This window comes from Streptomyces sp. NPDC002537 (genome assembly GCF_053594975.1).
Genome location: NZ_JBSFWT010000002.1, coordinates 44,677 through 64,178 on the forward strand (window position 1 = coordinate 44,677; position 19,502 = coordinate 64,178).

15 protein-coding genes are annotated in these 19,502 nt (G+C 69.2%); 3 read left to right on the forward strand and 12 right to left on the reverse strand.

Features of this window, described 5'->3' with window-relative positions:
* Positions 1-46 precede the first annotated feature (46 nt).
* Genes ACWD4A_RS00880 through ACWD4A_RS00890 form a run of 3 tightly spaced genes read left to right on the forward strand, consistent with a single transcriptional unit; the run spans position 47 to position 3,166 of the window.
* A complete protein-coding gene (locus ACWD4A_RS00880; protein WP_451187646.1) occupies positions 47-1,024 on the forward strand; it encodes an ABC transporter permease in 978 nt (325 codons plus the stop codon).
* 16 nt (positions 1,025-1,040) lie between these two features.
* The gene (locus ACWD4A_RS00885) at positions 1,041-2,072 is read left to right on the forward strand and encodes an ABC transporter ATP-binding protein (RefSeq protein WP_451187648.1); all 1,032 of its coding nucleotides are present in this window, start codon (positions 1,041-1,043) and stop codon (positions 2,070-2,072) included.
* 11 nt (positions 2,073-2,083) lie between these two features.
* Entirely contained in the window at positions 2,084-3,166 is a 1,083-nt protein-coding gene (locus tag ACWD4A_RS00890; RefSeq protein WP_451187650.1) for an ABC transporter ATP-binding protein, read from the forward strand.
* Positions 3,167-3,259: 93 nt separating this feature from the next.
* Here the strand turns inward: ACWD4A_RS00890 and ACWD4A_RS00895 are convergent, their stop codons facing one another.
* From ACWD4A_RS00895 to ACWD4A_RS00950, 12 genes are all read right to left on the reverse strand, one after another.
* On the reverse strand, positions 3,260-4,312 hold the full coding sequence (locus tag ACWD4A_RS00895) for an ABC transporter ATP-binding protein (protein ID WP_451187652.1): 1,053 nt from the start codon (positions 4,310-4,312) through the stop codon (positions 3,260-3,262).
* On the reverse strand, positions 4,302-5,303 hold the full coding sequence (locus ACWD4A_RS00900) for an ABC transporter ATP-binding protein (protein WP_451187654.1): 1,002 nt from the start codon (positions 5,301-5,303) through the stop codon (positions 4,302-4,304). The genes ACWD4A_RS00895 and ACWD4A_RS00900 overlap by 11 nt, the downstream gene beginning before the upstream one ends.
* Positions 5,304-5,314: 11 nt before the next feature.
* Positions 5,315-6,271: an ABC transporter permease gene (locus ACWD4A_RS00905; protein WP_451187655.1), complete on the reverse strand. Its 957-nt coding sequence runs from the start codon at positions 6,269-6,271 to the stop codon at positions 5,315-5,317.
* Positions 6,264-7,187: an ABC transporter permease gene (locus ACWD4A_RS00910; RefSeq protein ID WP_451187657.1), complete on the reverse strand. Its 924-nt coding sequence runs from the start codon at positions 7,185-7,187 to the stop codon at positions 6,264-6,266. The genes ACWD4A_RS00905 and ACWD4A_RS00910 overlap by 8 nt, the downstream gene beginning before the upstream one ends.
* 66 nt (positions 7,188-7,253) lie before the next feature.
* Positions 7,254-8,873, reverse strand: coding sequence for a peptide ABC transporter substrate-binding protein (locus tag ACWD4A_RS00915; protein ID WP_451187658.1), 1,620 nt, complete (start codon positions 8,871-8,873; stop codon positions 7,254-7,256).
* A gap of 151 nt (positions 8,874-9,024) precedes the next feature.
* Positions 9,025-10,080, reverse strand: a complete 1,056-nt coding sequence (locus ACWD4A_RS00920; protein ID WP_451187660.1) for an ABC transporter ATP-binding protein — start codon at positions 10,078-10,080, stop codon at positions 9,025-9,027.
* The gene (locus tag ACWD4A_RS00925; RefSeq protein ID WP_451187662.1) at positions 10,073-11,134 is read right to left on the reverse strand and encodes an ABC transporter ATP-binding protein; all 1,062 of its coding nucleotides are present in this window, start codon (positions 11,132-11,134) and stop codon (positions 10,073-10,075) included. The genes ACWD4A_RS00920 and ACWD4A_RS00925 overlap by 8 nt, the downstream gene beginning before the upstream one ends.
* Before the next feature lie 12 nt (positions 11,135-11,146).
* Positions 11,147-12,073: an ABC transporter permease gene (locus tag ACWD4A_RS00930; protein WP_451187664.1), complete on the reverse strand. Its 927-nt coding sequence runs from the start codon at positions 12,071-12,073 to the stop codon at positions 11,147-11,149.
* A gap of 34 nt (positions 12,074-12,107) precedes the next feature.
* Positions 12,108-13,031: an ABC transporter permease gene (locus tag ACWD4A_RS00935; RefSeq protein ID WP_451187666.1), complete on the reverse strand. Its 924-nt coding sequence runs from the start codon at positions 13,029-13,031 to the stop codon at positions 12,108-12,110.
* A gap of 183 nt (positions 13,032-13,214) precedes the next feature.
* A complete protein-coding gene (locus tag ACWD4A_RS00940) occupies positions 13,215-14,852 on the reverse strand; it encodes a peptide ABC transporter substrate-binding protein (protein WP_451187668.1) in 1,638 nt (545 codons plus the stop codon).
* Positions 14,853-15,322: 470 nt separating this feature from the next.
* On the reverse strand, positions 15,323-17,227 hold the full coding sequence (gene typA / locus ACWD4A_RS00945; RefSeq protein WP_451187670.1) for a translational GTPase TypA: 1,905 nt from the start codon (positions 17,225-17,227) through the stop codon (positions 15,323-15,325).
* 207 nt (positions 17,228-17,434) lie between these two features.
* Positions 17,435-19,465 carry an ABC transporter substrate-binding protein gene (locus ACWD4A_RS00950; protein WP_451187672.1) on the reverse strand — a complete coding sequence of 677 codons (2,031 nt, stop codon included), beginning with the start codon at positions 19,463-19,465 and terminating at the stop codon, positions 17,435-17,437.
* Between the last annotated feature and the right edge of the window lie 37 nt (positions 19,466-19,502).

Below are 19,502 nucleotides of genomic sequence, written 5' to 3' on the forward strand. Positions count from 1 at the left end.
CCGTGGCCGCTCACGCTCCGCCCCGCCGACCGGAAGACCGCGACCCATGCTGCGATTCCTCGCCCGCCGCTCGCTCGGCGCGCTCGTCATCATCGTGCTGATCAGCGCAATCACCTTCCTGCTGTTCTTCGCGCTGCCCTCCCAGCCGGCGCTGATGTCCTGCGGCAAGAACTGCACCCCGGACGCCATCGCCGTCATCAACAAGAACCTCGGGCTCGACCAGCCGGTGCCCGTCCAGTACTGGCACTACATGGCGGGCATCTTCACCGGCCGCGACTTCTCCGTCGGCCACTGCCCGGCCCCCTGCTTCGGCTACTCCTTCTCCAACCAGCAGCCGGTCTGGGGCACGATCGTGGACCGCTTCCCGACGACCCTGTCCATCACGCTCGGCGGCGCGGTCGTCTTCCTCGTCGTCGGCGTGGGCATCGGGATGCTCGCCGCCGCCTTCCGCGGCACCTGGGTCGACAAGTTCTTCAGCTCGCTGTCGCTGGTCGGCAACGCCCTCCAGATCTACTTCGTCGGCGTCATCGCGCTCGCCGTCCTCGTCAGCGGACTGCACTGGATGGACAACCCCGCCTACTACCCGATCACCAAGGACCCCGGGAAGTGGTTCATGGGGATGCTCATCCCCTGGCTGGTGCTCTCCATCATCTTCATCGCCAACTACAGCCGGATGACGCGCTCCCAGATGATCGAGCAGCTGGGCGAGGACCATGTGCGCACGGCCCGCGCCAAGGGGCTCAGCAGACGCACCGTCTTCTTCCGCTACGCCTGGCGGGGCGCGCTGGCCCCCATCGTCACCATCTTCGGCATCGACCTCGGTTCGCTCTTCGGCGGCGCGATCATCACCGAGTTCACCTTCAGCCTGCACGGGCTCGGCAGGCTGGCCGTCTCCTCGGTGAGCGAGACCGACCTGCCCACCCTGATGGCCGTGATGCTCGTCGGCTGCACGGCCATCGTCGTCGCCAACATCGTGGTGGACGCCGCCTACGCCCTCATCGACCCGCGCGTGCGACTGGCCTGACAACTTACGGAGAACCATGACCACAGCATCCGGGGGCGCCTTCCTGTCCGTGCGGGATCTTTCCGTCCGCTTCGGCACCGAGGACGGCGTCGTCAAGGCCGTCGACGGGCTCGGCTTCGAGCTGGAGCGCGGCCGTACGCTCGGCATCGTCGGCGAGTCCGGCTCCGGGAAGTCCGTCACCAACCTCGCGGTCCTCGGCCTGCACGACCCCCGGCACACCGAGATCGAGGGCGAGATCACGCTCGACGGGCAGGTGCTGACCGGCGCGCCCGAATCCGCGCTGGAGAAGCTGCGCGGCAACAAGATGGCCATGATCTTCCAGGACTCGCTCACCGCGCTGTCGCCCTACTACACGGTCGGACGGCAGATCGCCGAGCCGTACCGCAAGCACACCGGGGCGTCCCGGCGCGAGGCCCGGCAGCGTGCCGTGGAGATGCTCGACAAGGTCGGCATCCCCAACGCCGCGCTGCGCGTGGACGACTACCCGCACCAGTTCTCCGGCGGGATGCGGCAGCGGGCGATGATCGCGATGGCGCTGGTCTGCGAACCCGAGCTGCTGATCGCCGACGAGCCGACGACGGCCCTCGACGTGACCGTGCAGGCGCAGATCCTCGACCTGCTCAAGGAGCTCCAGCAGCAGACCGGTTCGGCGATCGTCCTCATCACCCACGACCTGGGGGTCGTCGCCCACACCGTGGACGAGCTGCTGGTGATGTACGCGGGCCGGATCGTCGAACGCGGCCCGGTCCACGAGGTGCTGCGGGCGCCCCGCCACCCGTACACCTGGGGGCTGCTGGGCTCGATGCCCCGGCTGGAGTCCGACGTCGACGAACCGCTCGTCCCCATCCCCGGCACCCCGCCGAGCCTGCTGGCGCCACCGCCCGGCTGCCCCTTCCACCCGCGCTGCGCGTACGCCGCCGAGGTCGGGGACGACCGCTGCCGCACGGAGCGCCCCGAGCTGCCGCCGGGCCGGGGCGCCGCCTGCCACCTGGCACCCGAGCGGCAGCGGGCCGTCTTCACCGAACAGATCGCCCCCCGACTGCGCTGAGGAGCCCCCCGATGACCGACACGAACGACATGGGCGACGCGGTGTCCCGGGGCGAGCCGCTGCTCGTCGCCGAGGGCCTGACCAAGCACTTCCCGATCATGGGCGGCTTCCCGTTCCGGCGGCGGGTCGGGGCGGTGCAGGCCGTGGACGGCATCGACCTGACCGTACGGGCGGGCGAGAGCTTCGGACTGGTCGGCGAGTCGGGGTGCGGCAAGTCCACCACCGGGCGGCTGCTCACCCGCCTCCTGGAGCCCACGGCGGGCCGGATCGGCTACCGGGGCCGCGACATCACCCACGCGAACCGGAAGGAGCTCGCGCCGATCCGCTCCGAGATCCAGATGATCTTCCAGGACCCGTACTCCTCGCTGAACCCCCGGCAGACCGTCGGCCGGATCATCTCCGGCCCGATGGAGATCAACGGCATCCGCCCGGCGGGCGGCCGCGAGGCGCGGGTGCGGGAGCTCCTGGAGACGGTGGGGCTCAGCCCCGAGCACTACAACCGCTTCCCGCACGAGTTCTCCGGCGGCCAGCGGCAGCGCATCGGGGTGGCCCGCGCGCTCGCGCTGGAACCGCGGCTGGTGGTGGCCGACGAGCCGGTGTCCGCGCTCGACGTGTCCATCCAGGCCCAGGTCGTCAACCTGCTCCAGTCGCTCCAGCGGGAGCTGGGCATCGCGTTCCTGTTCATCGCCCACGACCTGGCCGTGGTCCGGCACTTCTCGCAGCGCGTGGCCGTGATGTACCTCGGGCGGATCGTGGAGGTGGGCTCCCGCGAGGCCATCTACCGGAGACCGCGCCACCCTTACACGCACGCGCTGCTGTCGGCCGTGCCCGACGCCGCCGGGGCGGCGGCTTCCCGGGAACGCATCAGGCTGGCGGGGGACGTGCCGTCCCCGATCCTGCCGCCGTCGGGGTGCCGGTTCCGTACGCGGTGCTGGAAGGCGGAGCCGCGCTGCGGCGCGGAGACGCCTCCGCTGGTGCGGCTCGAAGGCAACGCGGAGGACCACCTGACGGCCTGCCACTTCCCGGAAACGGGCTCGGTCACATCCCGCACCCAGGACATCATCCTGGACCCGTCCCTGACCCCGGAGAGCTGAGCCGGCCACAGATCCAGCCCGTCCGGCGTTTGAGGACGCGGCCGCAGGCCGCCCCCGCCGCAGGCGGCAACGGGCCCGCAGACGAGCGGGGGCTCAGCCCGGTTCGCCGCTCTCCGTCGGAAGGACAACCCGCTCCTCGGCGAAGTGGCACGCCGAGTCATGGGTGGCCGGGCCACCCCCCTCGCGGAACCAGTCCGGCACCTCCAGCGGCGGCACGACCTCCGCACACTTCGGCTGCGCCTTCCAGCACCGGGTACGGAACCGGCACCCGGACGGCGGATGCGCGGGCGACGGCACGTCACCGGCCAGCAGAATCCGCTCCCGCCGGCTCCGCGCCCGCGGATCCGGCACCGGCACGGCCGACAGCAGGGCCTGGGTGTAGGGGTGTGTCGGGTGCTCGTAGATCTGCACGTCGGTGCCCACCTCGGCGAGCCGCCCGAGGTACATCACGGCGACCCGGTCCGAGATGTGCCGCACCACCGACAGGTCGTGGGCGATGAAGACGTACGACAGGTCGAACTCGTCCTGGAGCCGCTCCAGGAGGTTGACGACCTGCGCCTGCACGGACACGTCCAGCGCGGACACCGGCTCGTCGCAGACGATCACTTCGGGGCGCAGGGCGAGGCCGCGGGCGATGCCGATGCGCTGGCGCTGGCCGCCGGAGAACTGGTGCGGGTAGCGGTTGATGTGCTCGGGGTTGAGGCCGACGACGTCCAGCAGGTCGCGGACCCGCTGGCGGCGGCTGCCCTTGGGGGCCGCCTCGGGGTGGATCTCGAACGGTTCCCCGATGATGTCGCCGACCGTCATCCGGGGGTTGAGCGAGGTGTAGGGGTCCTGGAACACCATCTGGATGTTGCGGCGCACGGCCTTCAGCGCGCGCCCGGACAGCTCGGTGATGTCCTGGCCCTTGTAGCGGATGTGCCCGCTCGTCGGGCGTTCCAGGTTGACGAGCATCTTCGCGACGGTCGACTTGCCGCAGCCGGACTCCCCGACGATGCCGAGGGTCTCGCCGCGCCGCAGGTCGAAGGAGACGCCGTCGACCGCCTGGACCGCGCCGACCTGCCGCTTGATGAGGATGCCCTGGGTGAGCGGGTAGTGCTTGACGAGGTCCCGTACCTCCAGAATCACCTCGCCGTCAGCTCTCATCGAGGGTGTCCTTCCAGAAGTGGCAGGCGCTGGTGCGGCCGGGGGCGACGGCGAAGAGCGGTGGCCGGTCGGTGCGGCAGATGTCCTGGGCCCTGGGGCAGCGGGGGTTGAAGGGGCAGCCGGGCGGGATGGCGGTCAGGCTGGGCGGCAGGCCCTTGATCGCGTAGAGCTGGCGGCCCTTCTGGTCCAGGCGCGGGATGGAGTCGAGGAGTCCGCGGGTGTACGGGTGGGCGGGCGCGGCGTACAGGTCGTGGACGGGGGCGGTCTCGACGATCCGGCCCGCGTACATCACCGCGATCTTGTCGGCGACGTCCGCCACCACACCGAGGTCGTGGGTGATGAGGATGAGGCCCATGTTGTACTCGCGCTGGAGCTCCGCCAGCAGGTCCATCACCTGGGCCTGGACGGTGACGTCCAGCGCGGTGGTGGGCTCGTCCGCGATGACCAGGTTCGGTTCGAGCGCGATGGCCATGGCGATCATGATGCGCTGACGCATGCCGCCGGAGAACTGGTGCGGGTAGTCGCCGACCCGGTCCTTGGCCCCGGGGATGCGGACCCGGTCCATCAGCTGGACGGCCTTGGCACGGGAGTCCTTACGGGTCATCCCCTCGTGCACTTCGAACATCTCACTGAGCTGGGTGCCCACGCTCAGCACGGGGTTGAGCGCGGACAGCGCGTCCTGGAAGATCATCGACAGCTTCGCGCCGCGCACCCGGCGGCGCGTCTCGGCGGGCATGGTGAGCAGGTCCTCGCCGCGGAAGAGGACCTGGCCGCCGGTGATGTGACCGGGGGGCGAGTCGACGATGCCCATGATGGCCTGGGCGGTCACCGACTTGCCCGAGCCGGACTCCCCCAGCACGGCCAGCGTCTCGCCCTCGCCGACGTCGTAGTTGACGCCGTTGACCGCCTTGGCGATGCCGTCGCGGGTGCGGAACTCCACCTGGAGGTCGCGTACGTCCAGCAGGGCCGGCTGTCGCTCGTGGTGCTGCATCCGCCCGCTCCTCAGCGCAGTTTGGGGTCGAGGGCGTCGCGGACCGCGTCGCCGAGCATGATGAACGCGAGCACCGTGATGCTCAGCGCCCCCGCGGGCCACAGCAGCATGTGCGGGGCGTTGCGGATCTGGACGGAGGCGTTGGAGATGTCGATGCCCCAGGACACGGTGGGGGGTTTGAGGCCGACGCCCAGGAAGGACAGGGTGGCCTCCAGGGCGATGTAGGTGCCGAGCGCGATGGTCGCCACGACGATGACGGGGGCCACGGCGTTGGGCGCGATGTGCCGCAGCAGCATCCGCCCGTTGCCCGCGCCGAGGGCCCGCGCGGCCTGGACGTAGTCGTGCTGTTTGGCGGTGACCACGGAGCCGCGGGCGATGCGGGAGATCTGCGGCCAGCCCAGCAGCACGATGAACCCGACGACGGGCCAGACCGAGCCGCTGGTGACGACCGACAGGAAGACCAGCCCGCCGAGGATGATCGGGATGCCGAAGAAGACGTCGGCGAGCCGGGACAGCAGCGCGTCCCACCAGCCCCCGAAGAACCCGGCGAGGCCGCCGAGGACGCTGCCGAGCAGGGTGGCCCCGGCCGTGGCGCAGATGCCGACGGTGATGGAGGCGCGCGCGCCGTGGACCGTACGGGTGTAGACGTCGCAGCCCTGGGTGTCGAAGCCGAAGGGGTGGCCGGGCTCGGAGCCCTCCTGGGCCTTGGCGAGGTCGCACTGGAGCGGGTTTCCGCTCGCGATCAGCTCCGGCCAGAGGGCGATCAGGACCAGAAAGAGAATGATCAGCGCGGAGGCCACGAAGACGGGGTTGCGGCGCAGGTCGTGCCAGGCGTCGGACCAGAGGCTGCGGGCCTTCCCGGAGGTCGGCTCCAGCGTCTCCGCCTCGCTGGTGGCCAGGCTCATCGCCCCGCCGCCCGCGGGGGTGATGGCGTCCTGCGGTTCGGGCGGGGTGGCGTGGTCAGGCATAGCGGATCCTCGGGTCGAGCACGGCGTAGAGGAGGTCGACCACCAGGTTCGCCACCAGGAAGACGAGGACCAGGATGGTCACGAAGCCGACCACGGTCGGCGAGTTCTGCCGGAGGATGCCCTGGAACAGCTGGTAGCCGACGCCGTGGATGTTGAAGATCCGCTCGGTGACGATGGCACCGCCCATCAGCGCCCCGATATCGGTGCCGATGAAGGTGACGACGGGGATGAGGGAGTTGCGCAGCAGGTGCCTGCCGATGATCCGGCGGGGCGGCAGTCCCTTGGCGACGGCCGTGCGGATGTAGTCGGCGCGGGAGTTCTCCGCGATGGAGGTGCGCGTCAGCCGGGTCACGTACGCGAGCGAGGTCAGGGCCAGCACCACGCCCGGCAGGATCAGTTCGTCCACCGGCGCCTCGGGCGAGACCGCGGGCGACACCCACCCCCACTGCACGCCGAAGAGGAACTGCAGCACATAGCCGCTGACGAAGGTCGGGATGGACACCACGACGAGGGTGAGCAGCAGGACCGTGGTGTCGACGGAGCGGCCGCGGCGCAGTCCGCTGAGGACGCCCAGCGCGATGCCGATGACGATCTCGACGACGATCGCGACGAGGGTGAGGCGGAGGGTCACCGGAAAGGCACCGGCCATCAGCTCGGTGACCTTCTGGCCGTTGAAGGCGGTGCCGAAGTCACCGGTGAGGATCTGCCCCATGTAGTGCAGGTACTGCTTCCACAGCGGCTCGTCGAGGTAGAGCTCCGCGCGGATGCGCGCGGCGGTCGCGGGGTCGGGCGCCTTGTCGCCGAAGAGCGCGGCGATGGGGTCGCCCAGGGCGTAGACCATGAAGAAGATCAGGAACGTGCTGCCGATGAACACCGGGATCATCTGGAGCAGCCGCCGGATCACATACCGTCCCATGGGGGCTCCGGGGGTGGTGGCGTGGAGGCCCTGCGGCGGGGGCCTCCCGGTCCGTGCGCGCGCTCGTCAGCCGACCTTGATCTGCTCGTAGACGGGGACGCTGAAGGGGTTGAGCGTGACGTCGGAGAGCTTGTCGGAGTATCCGGCGCTGCCGTTCTGGTACCAGAGCGGGATGGCCGGCATCTGCTGGGCGAGGATCTTCTCCGCGTCCTGGAACTTGGTGTTCGCGCTGTCCTGCGAGTTCTCGGCGTTGGCCTCGTCGACGAGCCGGTCGAACTGGGGGTCGGAGAACTTCCCGTAGTTGGAGGAGGCGTCGGTGTAGTAGAGGGGCTGCAGGAAGTTCTGGATCAGCGGGTAGTCCATCTGCCAGCCGGAGCGGAAGGGGTTGGTCATCCGCTGCTCGGTGATCTGGTTCCGGAAGTCCGCGAAGGTGCCCACGGGGTTCACCGTGCAGGCCCGGTCGTTGCCCAGCGCGTTGTTGATGCTGTTGCAGACGGCGTCCATCCACACCCGGTGCGAGCCGGTGTCGACGTTCGAGGTGAGGGTGATCCGGCCGCCCGGCAGCCCGCCGCCGTCCTGGATCAGCTTCTTCGCCGCGGTGGCGTCGTATTTGCAGGCCTCGCCGCAGAGGCCCGCCTTGTAGCCGCCCTTGTCGCCGAGGGCCGGGGAGGTCCAGTCCGTCGCCGGGGTGCGGGTCTTCTGGTAGATCTGCTCGGTGATCTGGTCGCGGTTGATGGCCATGGACAGGCCCCGGCGGACCTTGTCGAGGCCGGGCTTCGACCAGTTCGGGTCGTACATCGGGAAGACCAGGGTCTGGATGATCCCGGCGGGCTGGTTGATGTACCGGTCGCCGAGGTCCTTCTTCACGTTCTTGAGCTGGGCGCTGGGGATGTCGTCGACCAGGTCGAGGTTCCCGGCCTGGAGGTCGGTGTAGGCGGTGTTGTTGTCGGTGTAGACCCGCAGCTCCACCCCGCTGTTCGCGGCCTTGTCCTCGCCGGGGTACTGGTCCCACTTCTTGAGCTGCATCGCCGAGCCCTTGGCGTACGACTCGACGGTGTACGGGCCGTTGCCCACGGGCTTCTTGAGCCAGGCCGCGTGGTTGTCGAAGAAGGCCTTCGGGAGCGGGGAGTAGGCCGCGTAGCCGAGGGTGTCCGGCCAGGTGGAGAACTTGGTGCGCAGCTTGACCGTGAACGTCCTGTCGTCCTTCACGGCCAGCCCGCGGAGGGTCTTCGCGGTGGTGGCGCCGCTGACCGGGTGGACCTTGTCGTAGCCGTCGACGTATTCGAAGAAGGAGGCGTTCTTCTGCTTGTTGTCGAGCAGGGCGGCGTAGTTCCAGGCGTCCACGAAGGACTTCGAGGTGACCTTCTCGCCGTTGCTGAAGGTCCAGCCGTCCTTCAGGGTGATGGTGAAGTTCTGCTGGTCGGAGGTCTCGATCTTGTCGGCGAGCATGTTCTCCGCCGCACCGCTCTTGGGGTCGTAGCGCTTGAGACCGCGGAAGATCATGGCGAGTACCTTGCCGCCCTGGACCTCATTGGTGTTGGCGGGCTCCAGCTGGTTCTGCGGGTCGCCCCAGGAGGCGCGTACGACTCCGGTGCCCCCGCCGCCACCGCCTCCCCCGCAGCCCGACGCGACCAGCGCCACCGATACCGCGCAGACGGCCCACCTGGCGCGTGCGACTCCCCGCATGGAGCACTCCTCAAGGTCCCAAGTCTCACTTAGACCCAAATAACACCCCATGGGGTAATGGGCCCGAGTGAACAACGCGCCGGACGGGCTGAAAATCAGCCCGTCCGGCGTTCGGGGACCAGATGCGGGGCGTCGCCCCGGCGGGTGACCGTCAGGCCGCGCCCACCACCTGCCGCTCCTCCGCGAAGTGACACGCGGACTCGTGCGCGGCCGGGGTGTCCTTGCTCTTGAACACCTCGGGGATCGCGAGCAGCGGCTGCTCCTCGGCGCACTTGTCCTGCGCCTTCCAGCAGCGGGTGCGGAAGCGGCAGCCGGACGGCGGGTTGGCCGGCGACGGCACGTCACCGGTGAGGATGATCCGCTCCCGGCCCTCGCGCTGCTCCGGGTCGGGCACGGGCACGGCCGACAGCAGTGCCTGGGTGTAGGGGTGCGTCGGGTGCTCGTAGATCTGCGTGTCCGTACCGATCTCCGCCATCTTGCCCAGGTACATCACGCCGACGCGGTCGGAGATGTGCCGGACGATGGACAGGTCGTGCGCGATGAAGATGTAGGACAGGTTGAACTCGTCCTGGAGCTTCTCCATCAGGTTGATGACCTGCGCCTGCACCGAGACGTCCAGCGCGGAGACCGGCTCGTCGCAGACGATGATCTCCGGGTTGAGCGCGAGGCCGCGGGCGATGCCGATGCGCTGGCGCTGGCCGCCGGAGAACTGGTGCGGGTAGCGGTTGATGTACTCGGGGTTGAGGCCGACGACGTCCAGGAGCTCCTGGACCCGCTTGCGCCGGTCGCCCTTCGGGGCCACCTCGGGGTGGATCTCGAACGGTTCCCCGATGATGTCGCCGACCGTCATCCGGGGGTTGAGCGAGGTGTAGGGGTCCTGGAACACCATCTGGATGTTGCGGCGCACGGCCTTCAGGGCCCGCCCGGACAGCTTGGTGATGTCCTGGCCCTTGTAGAAGACCTCGCCGGAGGTGGCCGTCTCCAGGGTCATCAGCAGCCTGGCGACCGTCGACTTGCCGCAGCCGGACTCGCCGACGATGCCCAGCGTCTCGCCCTGGTAGAGGTCGAAGGAGACACCGTCGACGGCCTTGACCGCCCCGACCTGGCGCTTGAGGACCAGGCCCTGGGTCAGCGGGAAGTGCTTGACGAGGTTGCGGACCTGGAGGATCGGCTCCCGCTGGTCCGACTGCTTGGCCGGCTCAGCCATGGATGGTCTCCTTCCAGAAGTGGCACGCGCTGCCGCGGCCGTCGAGCTCGGTGCCGTCCTGCTCCGCGACCGGCAGCAGCGCCGGGATGTCCGTACGGCACACGTCCTGCGCCTTGGGGCAGCGCGGGTTGAAGGCGCAGCCGGTGGGGATGTGCAGCAGGTTGGGCGGCAGGCCCTTGATCGCGTAGAGCTCCTGGCCCTTGTGGTCCAGGCGCGGGATCGACTCCAGCAGACCACGGGTGTACGGGTGGGCGGGGCGCTTGTAGAGCTCGTGCACGGGGGCGGTCTCGACGATCCGGCCCGCGTACATCACCGCGATCTTGTCGGCGACGTCCGCCACCACACCGAGGTCGTGGGTGATGAGGATCAGGCCCATGTTGAACTCGCGCTGGAGCTCCGCCAGCAGGTCCATCACCTGGGCCTGGACCGTCACGTCGAGGGCCGTGGTCGGCTCGTCCGCGATGATCAGGTCCGGCTCCAGCGCCATGGCCATGGCGATCATGATGCGCTGGCGCATACCGCCGGAGAACTGGTGCGGGTAGTCGTTGACCCGCTGCTTGGCCGCCGGGATGCGGACCCGGTCCATCAGCTCGATGGACTTGGCCTTGGCGTCCTTCTTCGACATGCCCTGGTGCACCCGGAACATCTCGCCGAGCTGATTGCCCACGGAGAAGACCGGGTTGAGCGCCGACAGGGCGTCCTGGAAGATCATCGCCATCTTCGGGCCGCGCAGCTTGCGCCGCTCGCTCTCCGGCAGCTTCAGGATGTCCTGGCCGTGGAAGAGGATCTCACCGCCGGCCACCCGGCCGGGGGGCGAGTCCAGGATGCCCATGATGGCCTGGGCGGTGACGGACTTGCCGGAGCCCGACTCGCCGAGCACGGCCAGGGTCTCGCCCGCGTCGACGCTGTAGCTCACGCCGTTGACGGCCTTGGCGACGCCGTCGCGGGTCTTGAACTCGACGTGCAGATCGCGCACTTCGAGCAGCGGCGTGGACTTCTTGTCCTCGGCTGCCGCCTCGCCGGTCTTCCCGGCGGTCTTTTCGTTGGTCGTCATCGGGACGTTCTCCTACCGCAGCTTCGGGTCGAGGGCGTCGCGCAGCCCGTCGCCGACGAACACAAAACCGAGCACCGTCAGGACGATCGCCACACTGGGGTAGACCCAGAGGAAGTCCTTGACGCCCATGAAGTCCCTCGCGGAGGAGATCATGTTGCCCCACTCCGGGACCTCGGGGCTCACGCCGACGCCCAGGTAGGACAGCGACGCCTCGGCGACGATGGCCGTGCCGACGCTGAAGGCGACGAACGACATCACGGCGGCGATCGAGTTCGGCATGATGTGCCGGACGATGATCCGGCTCGTGCTCGCGCCGAGCGCCTTGGCGGCCGTCACATAGTCCATCTCACGGACGGACAGGATGCTGCTGCGCAGCAGTCGCGAGACCGTCGCCCAGCTGAAGATGGCGAGCGAGAGGATGACGGGCATCACGCCGCGGCCCATCACCAGGATGATCACGATGGCGCCGATGAGCAGCGGGAAGGCGAAGAAGATATCGGCGATGCGCATGATGACCGTGTCGACCGTCTTGCCGAAGTAACCGGCCAGCGCGCCGAGCACCAGGCCGATGAGGCAGGCCAGGAAGATCGAGGCGAGGCCGACGACGACGGCGATACGGCTGCCGTAGATGACGCGGGAGAACTGGTCGCGGCCGAGCGCGTCGGTGCCGAACCAGTGGTCCCCGCTGGGGGACGCCAGGGTGTTGCCGAGGTCCTGCGCGTACGGGTCGTGCGGGGCGATCAGCGGCGCGAGCGCGGCGGTGAGGAAGAGCAGCAGCACCAGGACGAGGCCGACCACCGCGAGGCGGTTGGCGACGAAGCGGTGGCGGATCTCGCCCCACTGGGTGATGCGTGCGGGTGCGGGCTCGGCGGTGCCGGTCGCGGCGGCGGGCTCTGCGGTCGCGGCGCCCGGCCCCTGGCTCTTGGCGAGCTCAGTCATTGGGTGACTCCTAGAACGGGGTTGACCGGGGCGGTCAGCTGAGACGAATCCGCGGGTCGAGCATCGCGTAGAGCAGGTCGACCAGCAGGTTGAGAATGACGAACACGGCCACGCCGTACGTGACGACGCCGACGATGATCGGGTTGTTCTGCTGCTGGATCGCGGTGACCAGCGCGAAGCCGATGCCGTCCCAGTTGAAGATCGCCTCGGTGATGAGCGCGCCGCCGAGCAGACCGCCGAAGGAGATGCCGATGTAGGTCACGACCGGGATCACCGAGTTGCGCAGGACGTGCTTGAAGAGCACGGTGCGCCGCGGCAGGCCCTTGGCCACGGCCGTCTTGACGTAGTCGGCGCGCAGCACCTCCAGCATCGTGCCGCGCATCAGGCGGGCGACGAGGGCGGCGTCGATGATGGCCAGCGTCACCGCGGGCATGATCATCGAGTTGAAGGAGCCGTCGGAGATCAGCGGGAACCAGCCCAGCTTCACGGCGAACTGGCTCTGGAAGATGGAGCCGATGACGAAGCTGGGGAAGCCGATGGCCAAGGTGGTCAGCAGCGTGACCAGTACGTCCCAGAAGGAGTATCTGAACAGCGCCGCGACCAGACCCGCCAGCATGCCGATGACCACGTCGATGACGATGGCCGCGAGGGCGAGCTTGGCGGTGTTCTGGAGCTTGGGCCCGAGCACCTCGGACACCTGGCGCCGCTGGGTGTAGTCCTCCCCGAGGTCACCCTGGACGAGGTTCCCGACATAGGTGCCGTACTGCTCGATGAGTGGCTTGTCCAGGCCGTAGCGCTCGCGCAGTTCCTGGACGACGGCGGGATCGCGCGCCTTGTCGCCGCCGAGCGAGCCGACCGGGTCTCCCGGGAGAACGAACAGGCAGGCGAACAGAATGAGTGTCGCACCGAAGAGGACGATCACCATCTGCCCGATCCGCCGGATCACATACTTGCCCACGTTGCTGCCTCCTTGACTTGCTGCCGCCGTGGGGCGTGTTCCGCCGCCTCGTGAGAAGAGGGAGGCGACCCGGCCGCCGACGCCGCCTTGTGGGCGTGCGGGTATGCCGGGCGAAGGCCGCGGGCCGCGGACCTTTCGGTCCGCAGCTCCACGACCTTCACGGAAGTGGCTGGATGGTGAGGGTTACTTCGGGCTGATCTCGGCGAGGTTCGGCTCTTCCTGGAAGTTGATCTCCAGGCCGTCGAACTTCTTGGTGTTGGCCAGGCGGTACTGGCTGCGCTTCCAGAGCGGGATCAGCGCCTGGTCCTCGTCGACCGCGAGCTTCTCGGCGTCCTGGTAGATCTTGGCGCGCGCGGCGGCGTCCTTGGTCTCGCGGGCCTTGACCAGCATCTCGTCGAACTTCGGGTTGCTGTAGCGGCCGCGGTTGTCGCCCAGGGCCTTGCCGTTGGCGTCCAGGTTGATGCCGTCCGTGGCCAGCAGCGGGGCGAGGAAGTTGTCGGCGGTCGGGTAGTCGGCGGACCACGCCTGGCGCCAGATGCCCTTGGTGCCCTTCTCCTGCTGCTTGGCGAGCGCCTCCTTGAAGGGCAGGCCGTTCAGCTTGACCTTGAGACCGAGCACGTCCTCGATCTGCTTGGCGACGGCCTGGACCCACTCCTCGTGGCCCGCGCCGGTGTTGTAGCCGAAGTCGAGGGTGTCGCCCGGCTTCAGGCCCGCCTTCTCGGCGTACTGCTTGGCCTTGTCCTTGTCCTGCTTGAGGCAGGAGGAGCAGATGTCCGCCTTGTAGACGTCCTTGAAGGTCGGCGGCAGCAGGGAGGTCGCGGGCTCGTAGAGGCCCTGGAAGACACCCTTGGCGATCTGCTCGCGGTCGATCGCGTAGGAGATGGCCTTACGGGCGTCGGCCGAGTTCATCGGGGACTCGGTGTTGAACGCCTGGACGTAGTTGATGCCGCTGGAGTCGTACTTCAGCCACTCCTTCTGCGGGTCGTACTTCGCCTTGGCGACCGGCATCTGCGGGGTGGGCATACGGGCCCAGTCGAACTGGCCCGACTCGAAGCCCTTGTACTCCAGGTTGACGCTGCTGGCCGGGTTGAGGATGGAGATCTCAACCTTTTCGATCTTGGCCTTGTCCAGGCCGTAGTCGTCGTTGCGGACCAGCGTGATCTTCTGGTTGTGCTGCCAGCTGCCGTCCATCTTGAAGGGGCCGTTGCCGATGGGCGCGTCGTTGAACGACTTGTTGTCACCGGCGCCGGCGACCTTCGGGACCGGGCTGAAGACGGAGTGCGCGGTGCGCTTGACGAACTCGAAGTCCGGCGTCGACAGCTTGACCTTCAGGGTGTACTCACCCGTGGCGGTCAGGCCGGAGAACTTGTCGCTCTTACCGGAGTTCAGGTCCTTGAAGCCGTCGATCTCGTTCATGTGGTACGCGACGTCGGACGCGGAGGCCTTGGCGGCGGCGCGGGTCCAACCACGGATGAACGCCTCGGCGTTGACCGGCTCACCGTTGGAGAACTTGGTGTCCTTCTTGATCTCGAAGGTCCACTCGTCACCCTTGTCGTTCGGGGTGCCGGAAACAGCCAGCGCGGCCTTGAGGGTGCCGTCGGTGTTCACCTTGTACAGGCCGGTGAACAGGTTGTGCGTGACGAGGCCGCCCTCGGACTCCTGGGAGTTCACCGGGTCGATCGCGGTCGGCTCGGTGATGCCGAGGCGGAACGTCGCGCCGCCCTTGCTGTCGTTCTTGCTGTCGTTGCCACCGCACGCGGTCGCGGCCATGGCCACGACTATCGCTCCGACGACCCACTTGGCGCTCTTGCCACCGCGCATGGGTATGCCTCCTCAGGAGTCCACTGGTTCACTACCAAGAGAGGCGCCGGTCCCACGCTGACACCCCTGACAGCGGAGACGGAACCGGCACCTCGAGTGTGCTCGTGAGTCGGCGCTCCCCACAGCGCGTGACCCATTGACCCGAGCTCAATGAACCCAACTATTGAGTACGTCAGCCTTGTAAACCACACTTAAAGGGTCTCGCTTTGGTCACATCGATCACACTCGCCCGTCCGAAATCCGGACAAAGCGAGGACAGACAGACACCCGCGAAACGGACTGTTAACACAACAACTGCCGTCACCACGTCCGCAATTCGGACAGCGGCCGTTTAAACCTGGCGGAAAATCACTTGCCCGGCGCTCACCCGAAGTCGGTACGGAAACACCGGAGGCCCGGCTTCACCACCGGTGAGGGTGATGAAGCCGGGCCTCCGGAAAGCTGTCGACGCGTCAGCCGCGCCGACCGCGTCAGCGCTTGGCGCGGGAAGCCGTGCGGCCGCGCTCCTTCTGGTCCAGGACGACCTTGCGGATGCGGACGGCCTCCGGGGTCACCTCGACGCACTCGTCGTCGCGGCAGAACTCCAGGGACTGCTCCAGCGACAGCTTGCGCGGCGGGACGATCGCCTCGAAGGAGTCGGCGGAGGAGGAGCGCATGTTGGTGAGCTTCTTCTCCTTGGTGATGTTGACGTCCATGTCGTCGGCGCGGGAGTTCTCGCCGACGATCATGCCCTCGTACACCTCGGTGCCCGGGTCGGTGAAGAGCACGCCGCGCTCCTGGAGGTTCGTCATCGCAAAGGCGGTGACGGCACCGGCGCGGTCGGCGACCAGGGAGCCGTTGTTACGGGTCTTCAGCTCGCCGAACCACGGCTCGTGGCCCTCGTGGATCGAGTGGGCGATACCGGTGCCGCGGGTGTTCGTCAGGAACTCCGTACGGAAGCCGATCAGGCCACGGGACGGGACGACGAACTCCATGCGGACCCAGCCGGAGCCGTGGTTGGACATGTTGTCCATCCGGCCCTTGCGGGTGCCCATGAGCTGGGTGACGGCGCCCATGTGCTCCTCGGGCACGTCGACCGTGAGGCGCTCGACGGGCTCGTAGGTCTTGCCGTCGACCTGCTTGGTGACGACCTGCGGCTTGCCGATGGTCATCTCGAAGCCCTCGCGGCGCATCTGCTCGACCAGGATGGCCAGCGCCAGCTCACCGCGGCCCTGCACCTCCCAGGCGTCGGGGCGCTCGGTGTCCAGCACGCGCAGCGAGACGTTACCGACCAGCTCGCGGTCCAGACGGTCCTTGACCTGGCGGGCGGTGACCTTGCGGTCCTTGACCGCGGACTTGGCGTCCGCGCCCTTGCCCGTGCCGCCACGGCCGACCAGCGGCGAGGTGTTGGTGCCGATGGTCATGGAGATCGCCGGCTCGTCGACCGTGATCAGCGGCAGCGCGACCGGGTTCTCCGGGTCGGCCAGGGTCTCGCCGATCATGATGTCGGGGATACCGGCGACGGCGCAGATGTCACCCGGGCCGGCCACCTCGGCGGGCTTGCGGGTGAGGGCCTCGGTCATCATCAGCTCGGTGATGCGGACGTTGGAGACCGTGCCGTCACGCTTGATCCACGCGACGGTCTGGCCCTTGCGCAGCTCGCCCTGCTCGACGCGGAGCAGCGCGATGCGGCCGAGGAAGTTGTCGGCGTCGAGGTTGGTGACGTGGGCCTGGAGCGGCGCGTCCTCCTCGAACGTCGGGGCCGGGACGTGCTCCAGGATGGTGGAGAAGAACGGCTCCAGGTTGGTGCTGTCCGCGGGGACGGTGCCGTCCTCCGGCTTGGTCAGCGAGGCGACGCCGTCACGGCCGCAGGCGTAGACGATCGGGAACTCGATCTGGTCCTCGTCCGCGTCCAGGTCGAGGAAGAGGTCGTACGTCTCGTTGACGACCTCGTCGATGCGGGAGTCCGGACGGTCCGTCTTGTTGATGCACAGGATGACCGGCATCCGCTTGGCGAGCGCCTTGCGGAGCACGAAGCGGGTCTGCGGCAGCGGACCCTCGGAGGCGTCCACCAGCAGCACGACCGCGTCCACCATCGACAGACCGCGCTCGACCTCGCCACCGAAGTCGGCGTGGCCGGGGGTGTCGATGATGTTGATCGTGATCGGGTCCCCGCCGTCCTTGGGGTGATACTTCACCGCCGTGTTCTTGGCGAGGATCGTGATGCCCTTCTCACGCTCCAGGTCGTTCGAGTCCATGACGCGGTCGTCGACGGACTCGAGCTGGTGCGCGGCGAAGGCGCCGGCCTGCTTGAGCATGGCGTCGACGATGGTCGTCTTGCCGTGGTCGACGTGGGCGACGATGGCGACGTTTCGAATGTCGTGGCGGGTGGGCATACTTGCGGCGCTTCTCCCGGAATCGTGGATGGCGGCGCGTACGGTCCGGTACGCGTGCCTGCCGGGCAGAACACGCCTCGGCCTCTCTCCATGGTACGGGGCGCGGCCGCGTTCGGCCGCCCCAGGCCGTTCGAATGCCCTCTGACCTGCGATTACCCCGGGAACGGAGACCGCTCCCGGGGCATCTGCGAACCGTGGTCCGGCCTCTCAGGCCCGGAAACCCAGATCCTGGTAGCGCGGGCTGCCGAGCCCGAAGGCCCCGGCGTTGACCACGGCCGGGCGGGCGGCGACGAGCTCGGGACGCTGGTAGAGGGGGACGGAGCCCGCGGCGGCCCAGATACGGGCGTCGGCCCGGTCCACGAGGTCGCGGGAGACATCGGCGTCCAGCTCGGTGGAGGCCTCCTCGAAGAGCTGGTCGATCTGGTCCGTGCCGACCCGGGTGTAGTTCTGCTCCACCAGCAGCGAGCCGTCCGCGGCGGGCCGCGGCTTGGCGAAGACGGGCCGGGCGTCGGTCGCGGGGAAGGCGGTGGCGGGCCAGGAGTAGAGGGCGAGGTCGTAGGTGCCCGCGGCGATGTGGTCCTTGAAGTAGCCCGCGTCCCCGACCTTGACGATCTCCGTGCGGATGCCCACCGCGTCCAGGCGGCGGGCGATCCGCTCGCCCACGGCCCGCAGCGACTCCACACCCGGGCCCTCCGGCAGGACGAAGCGGAGGCTGAGCTTCTTGCCGTCCTTCATCCGCACCGGGGCCGCGGCCGCCCTGCCGCCGGTGTCCCGGGCGGCCTTGTCGTCGTCGGCCGGGGCCGGGTCGCCCGCCTGCCGTTCGGCCGTCGACTCGTCGATGGGGTCCGCCGCCGCGCTGCCGCCGGTCTCCGCTTCGTCGTCCTCGCCGGGGTCGCCGGGGTCGCGTCCCGGCAGGCCCGCCTTGTCGGCCGCCTCGGCCTGCTTCCTGGACAGCGCCGCGCTGCGGCCGCCGCCCTTCTCCCGCCAGCCCGCGTCCGCGAGCAGGGCTTCCGCGGCCTTGGGGTCGGGGCCGCCGACGGCGTCGCTGTTGTCCTCGTACCCCTGCTGGCCGGCCAGGAAGAGGTGGCTGCCGAGCGGGGCGACCGGCAGTCCCAGGGGCTTCAGCACGGACTCGGCGAGGTCCTTGCGGTCGAGGGCGCGGACCACCGCGCGGCGGACCCGCTCGTCGGCCAGCGGGCCGGAGGCGCCGTTGAGGGCGAGCTGGGTGTAGGCGGGCTCCAGGGACTTGCGGACGGTGAGCCCGCGCAGCGCCTCCGCCGTCGGGGGCTTGCCCACGGCCGCCTTGTTGCCGCTCTCCCCCTCCCCTTCCCCCTTCTTCTTCAGGGGCTTGTTCGCGGCGGCGATCCGGCCCGCGGCCTCCGGGCCGACCTCGGCGAGGTCGAGCTTGCCGTCGGCGAGTGCCTCGGCGCGCTCGCCGAGGGGCACGGCCCGCAGCACGAGGCGGTCCAGCTTGGCCCGGTCGCCCCACCACTTCGGTTCGCGGACGAGGGTGAGGGTGCCCTCGTCCTTGTCCCGGGCGGCGACCCGGAAGGGGCCTGCCGAGACCTTCAGCTCGTTGCGGGCGCTGTCGTTGAACGCGTTCGGGCTGCCCATCACGGACCTGGGGTAGAGCGGGGTGAAGAGGGAGGCCCAGTCGGCCAGCGGCTTGGCGAAGGTGACCTTGACCTCGTGGGCGTTCGCGCCGCGCTCGACCCGGTCGATCCGGTCGTAGCCGGTGTTGCGGGCCGTCCAGTACGCGCTGTCCTTGCCGCGCAGCGCCTTCCACTGCGCCTCGAAGTCGGCGGCGGACAGGGCGGTGCCGTCGCTCCAGACGGCCCTGGGGTTGAGCTTGTAGACGACGACCTGCCGCGGTTCGCGCTCGACGACGGTCGCGGCCGTCAGATAGTCGGCGTCGCGCTGCGGCCTGCCGCGCCGGTCGAGGGTGAAGAGGGTGGGCAGCACGGCACCGGCGACCCGCTGGGTGGTGGCGTCGGAGTCGGCCTGGAAGACGTTGAAGGTGGCGGGCAGCGCGTCCACCGCCCAGCGCAGGGTGCCGCGGTCGGCGACCTTGGCGCGGGGTGCGGCGGCGATGTCCGGCGGGGTGATCACGCCCTCGGCGCCCTCGTGCCCGCCCCCGCCGCAGCCGACCAGTGCGGGCAGCGGGAGCAGGACGGCCGCGGTGAGCAGCGCGGTGGAGCGGCGAGTACGGGTCCGGGCACGGGTCGAGAGGGGGGCCATGGGATACCTCCGCCTGACGGGGCTTGCCGCCGGATGC

Bases quoted from the DNA above. Each gene is read 5' to 3' on its own strand.
- ACWD4A_RS00880 (WP_451187646.1), top strand. From the start codon at position 47: ATGCTGCGATTCCTCGCCCGCCGCTCGCTCGGCGCGCTCGTCATCATC.
- ACWD4A_RS00885 (WP_451187648.1), top strand. From the start codon at position 1,041: ATGACCACAGCATCCGGGGGCGCCTTCCTGTCCGTGCGGGATCTTTCC.
- ACWD4A_RS00890 (WP_451187650.1), top strand. From the start codon at position 2,084: ATGACCGACACGAACGACATGGGCGACGCGGTGTCCCGGGGCGAGCCG.
- ACWD4A_RS00895 (WP_451187652.1), bottom strand. From the start codon at position 4,312: ATGAGAGCTGACGGCGAGGTGATTCTGGAGGTACGGGACCTCGTCAAG.
- ACWD4A_RS00900 (WP_451187654.1), bottom strand. From the start codon at position 5,303: ATGCAGCACCACGAGCGACAGCCGGCCCTGCTGGACGTACGCGACCTC.
- ACWD4A_RS00905 (WP_451187655.1), bottom strand. From the start codon at position 6,271: ATGCCTGACCACGCCACCCCGCCCGAACCGCAGGACGCCATCACCCCC.
- ACWD4A_RS00910 (WP_451187657.1), bottom strand. From the start codon at position 7,187: ATGGGACGGTATGTGATCCGGCGGCTGCTCCAGATGATCCCGGTGTTC.
- ACWD4A_RS00915 (WP_451187658.1), bottom strand. From the start codon at position 8,873: ATGCGGGGAGTCGCACGCGCCAGGTGGGCCGTCTGCGCGGTATCGGTG.
- ACWD4A_RS00920 (WP_451187660.1), bottom strand. From the start codon at position 10,080: ATGGCTGAGCCGGCCAAGCAGTCGGACCAGCGGGAGCCGATCCTCCAG.
- ACWD4A_RS00925 (WP_451187662.1), bottom strand. From the start codon at position 11,134: ATGACGACCAACGAAAAGACCGCCGGGAAGACCGGCGAGGCGGCAGCC.
- ACWD4A_RS00930 (WP_451187664.1), bottom strand. From the start codon at position 12,073: ATGACTGAGCTCGCCAAGAGCCAGGGGCCGGGCGCCGCGACCGCAGAG.
- ACWD4A_RS00940 (WP_451187668.1), bottom strand. From the start codon at position 14,852: ATGCGCGGTGGCAAGAGCGCCAAGTGGGTCGTCGGAGCGATAGTCGTG.
- typA (WP_451187670.1), bottom strand. From the start codon at position 17,227: ATGCCCACCCGCCACGACATTCGAAACGTCGCCATCGTCGCCCACGTC.
- ACWD4A_RS00950 (WP_451187672.1), bottom strand. From the start codon at position 19,465: ATGGCCCCCCTCTCGACCCGTGCCCGGACCCGTACTCGCCGCTCCACC.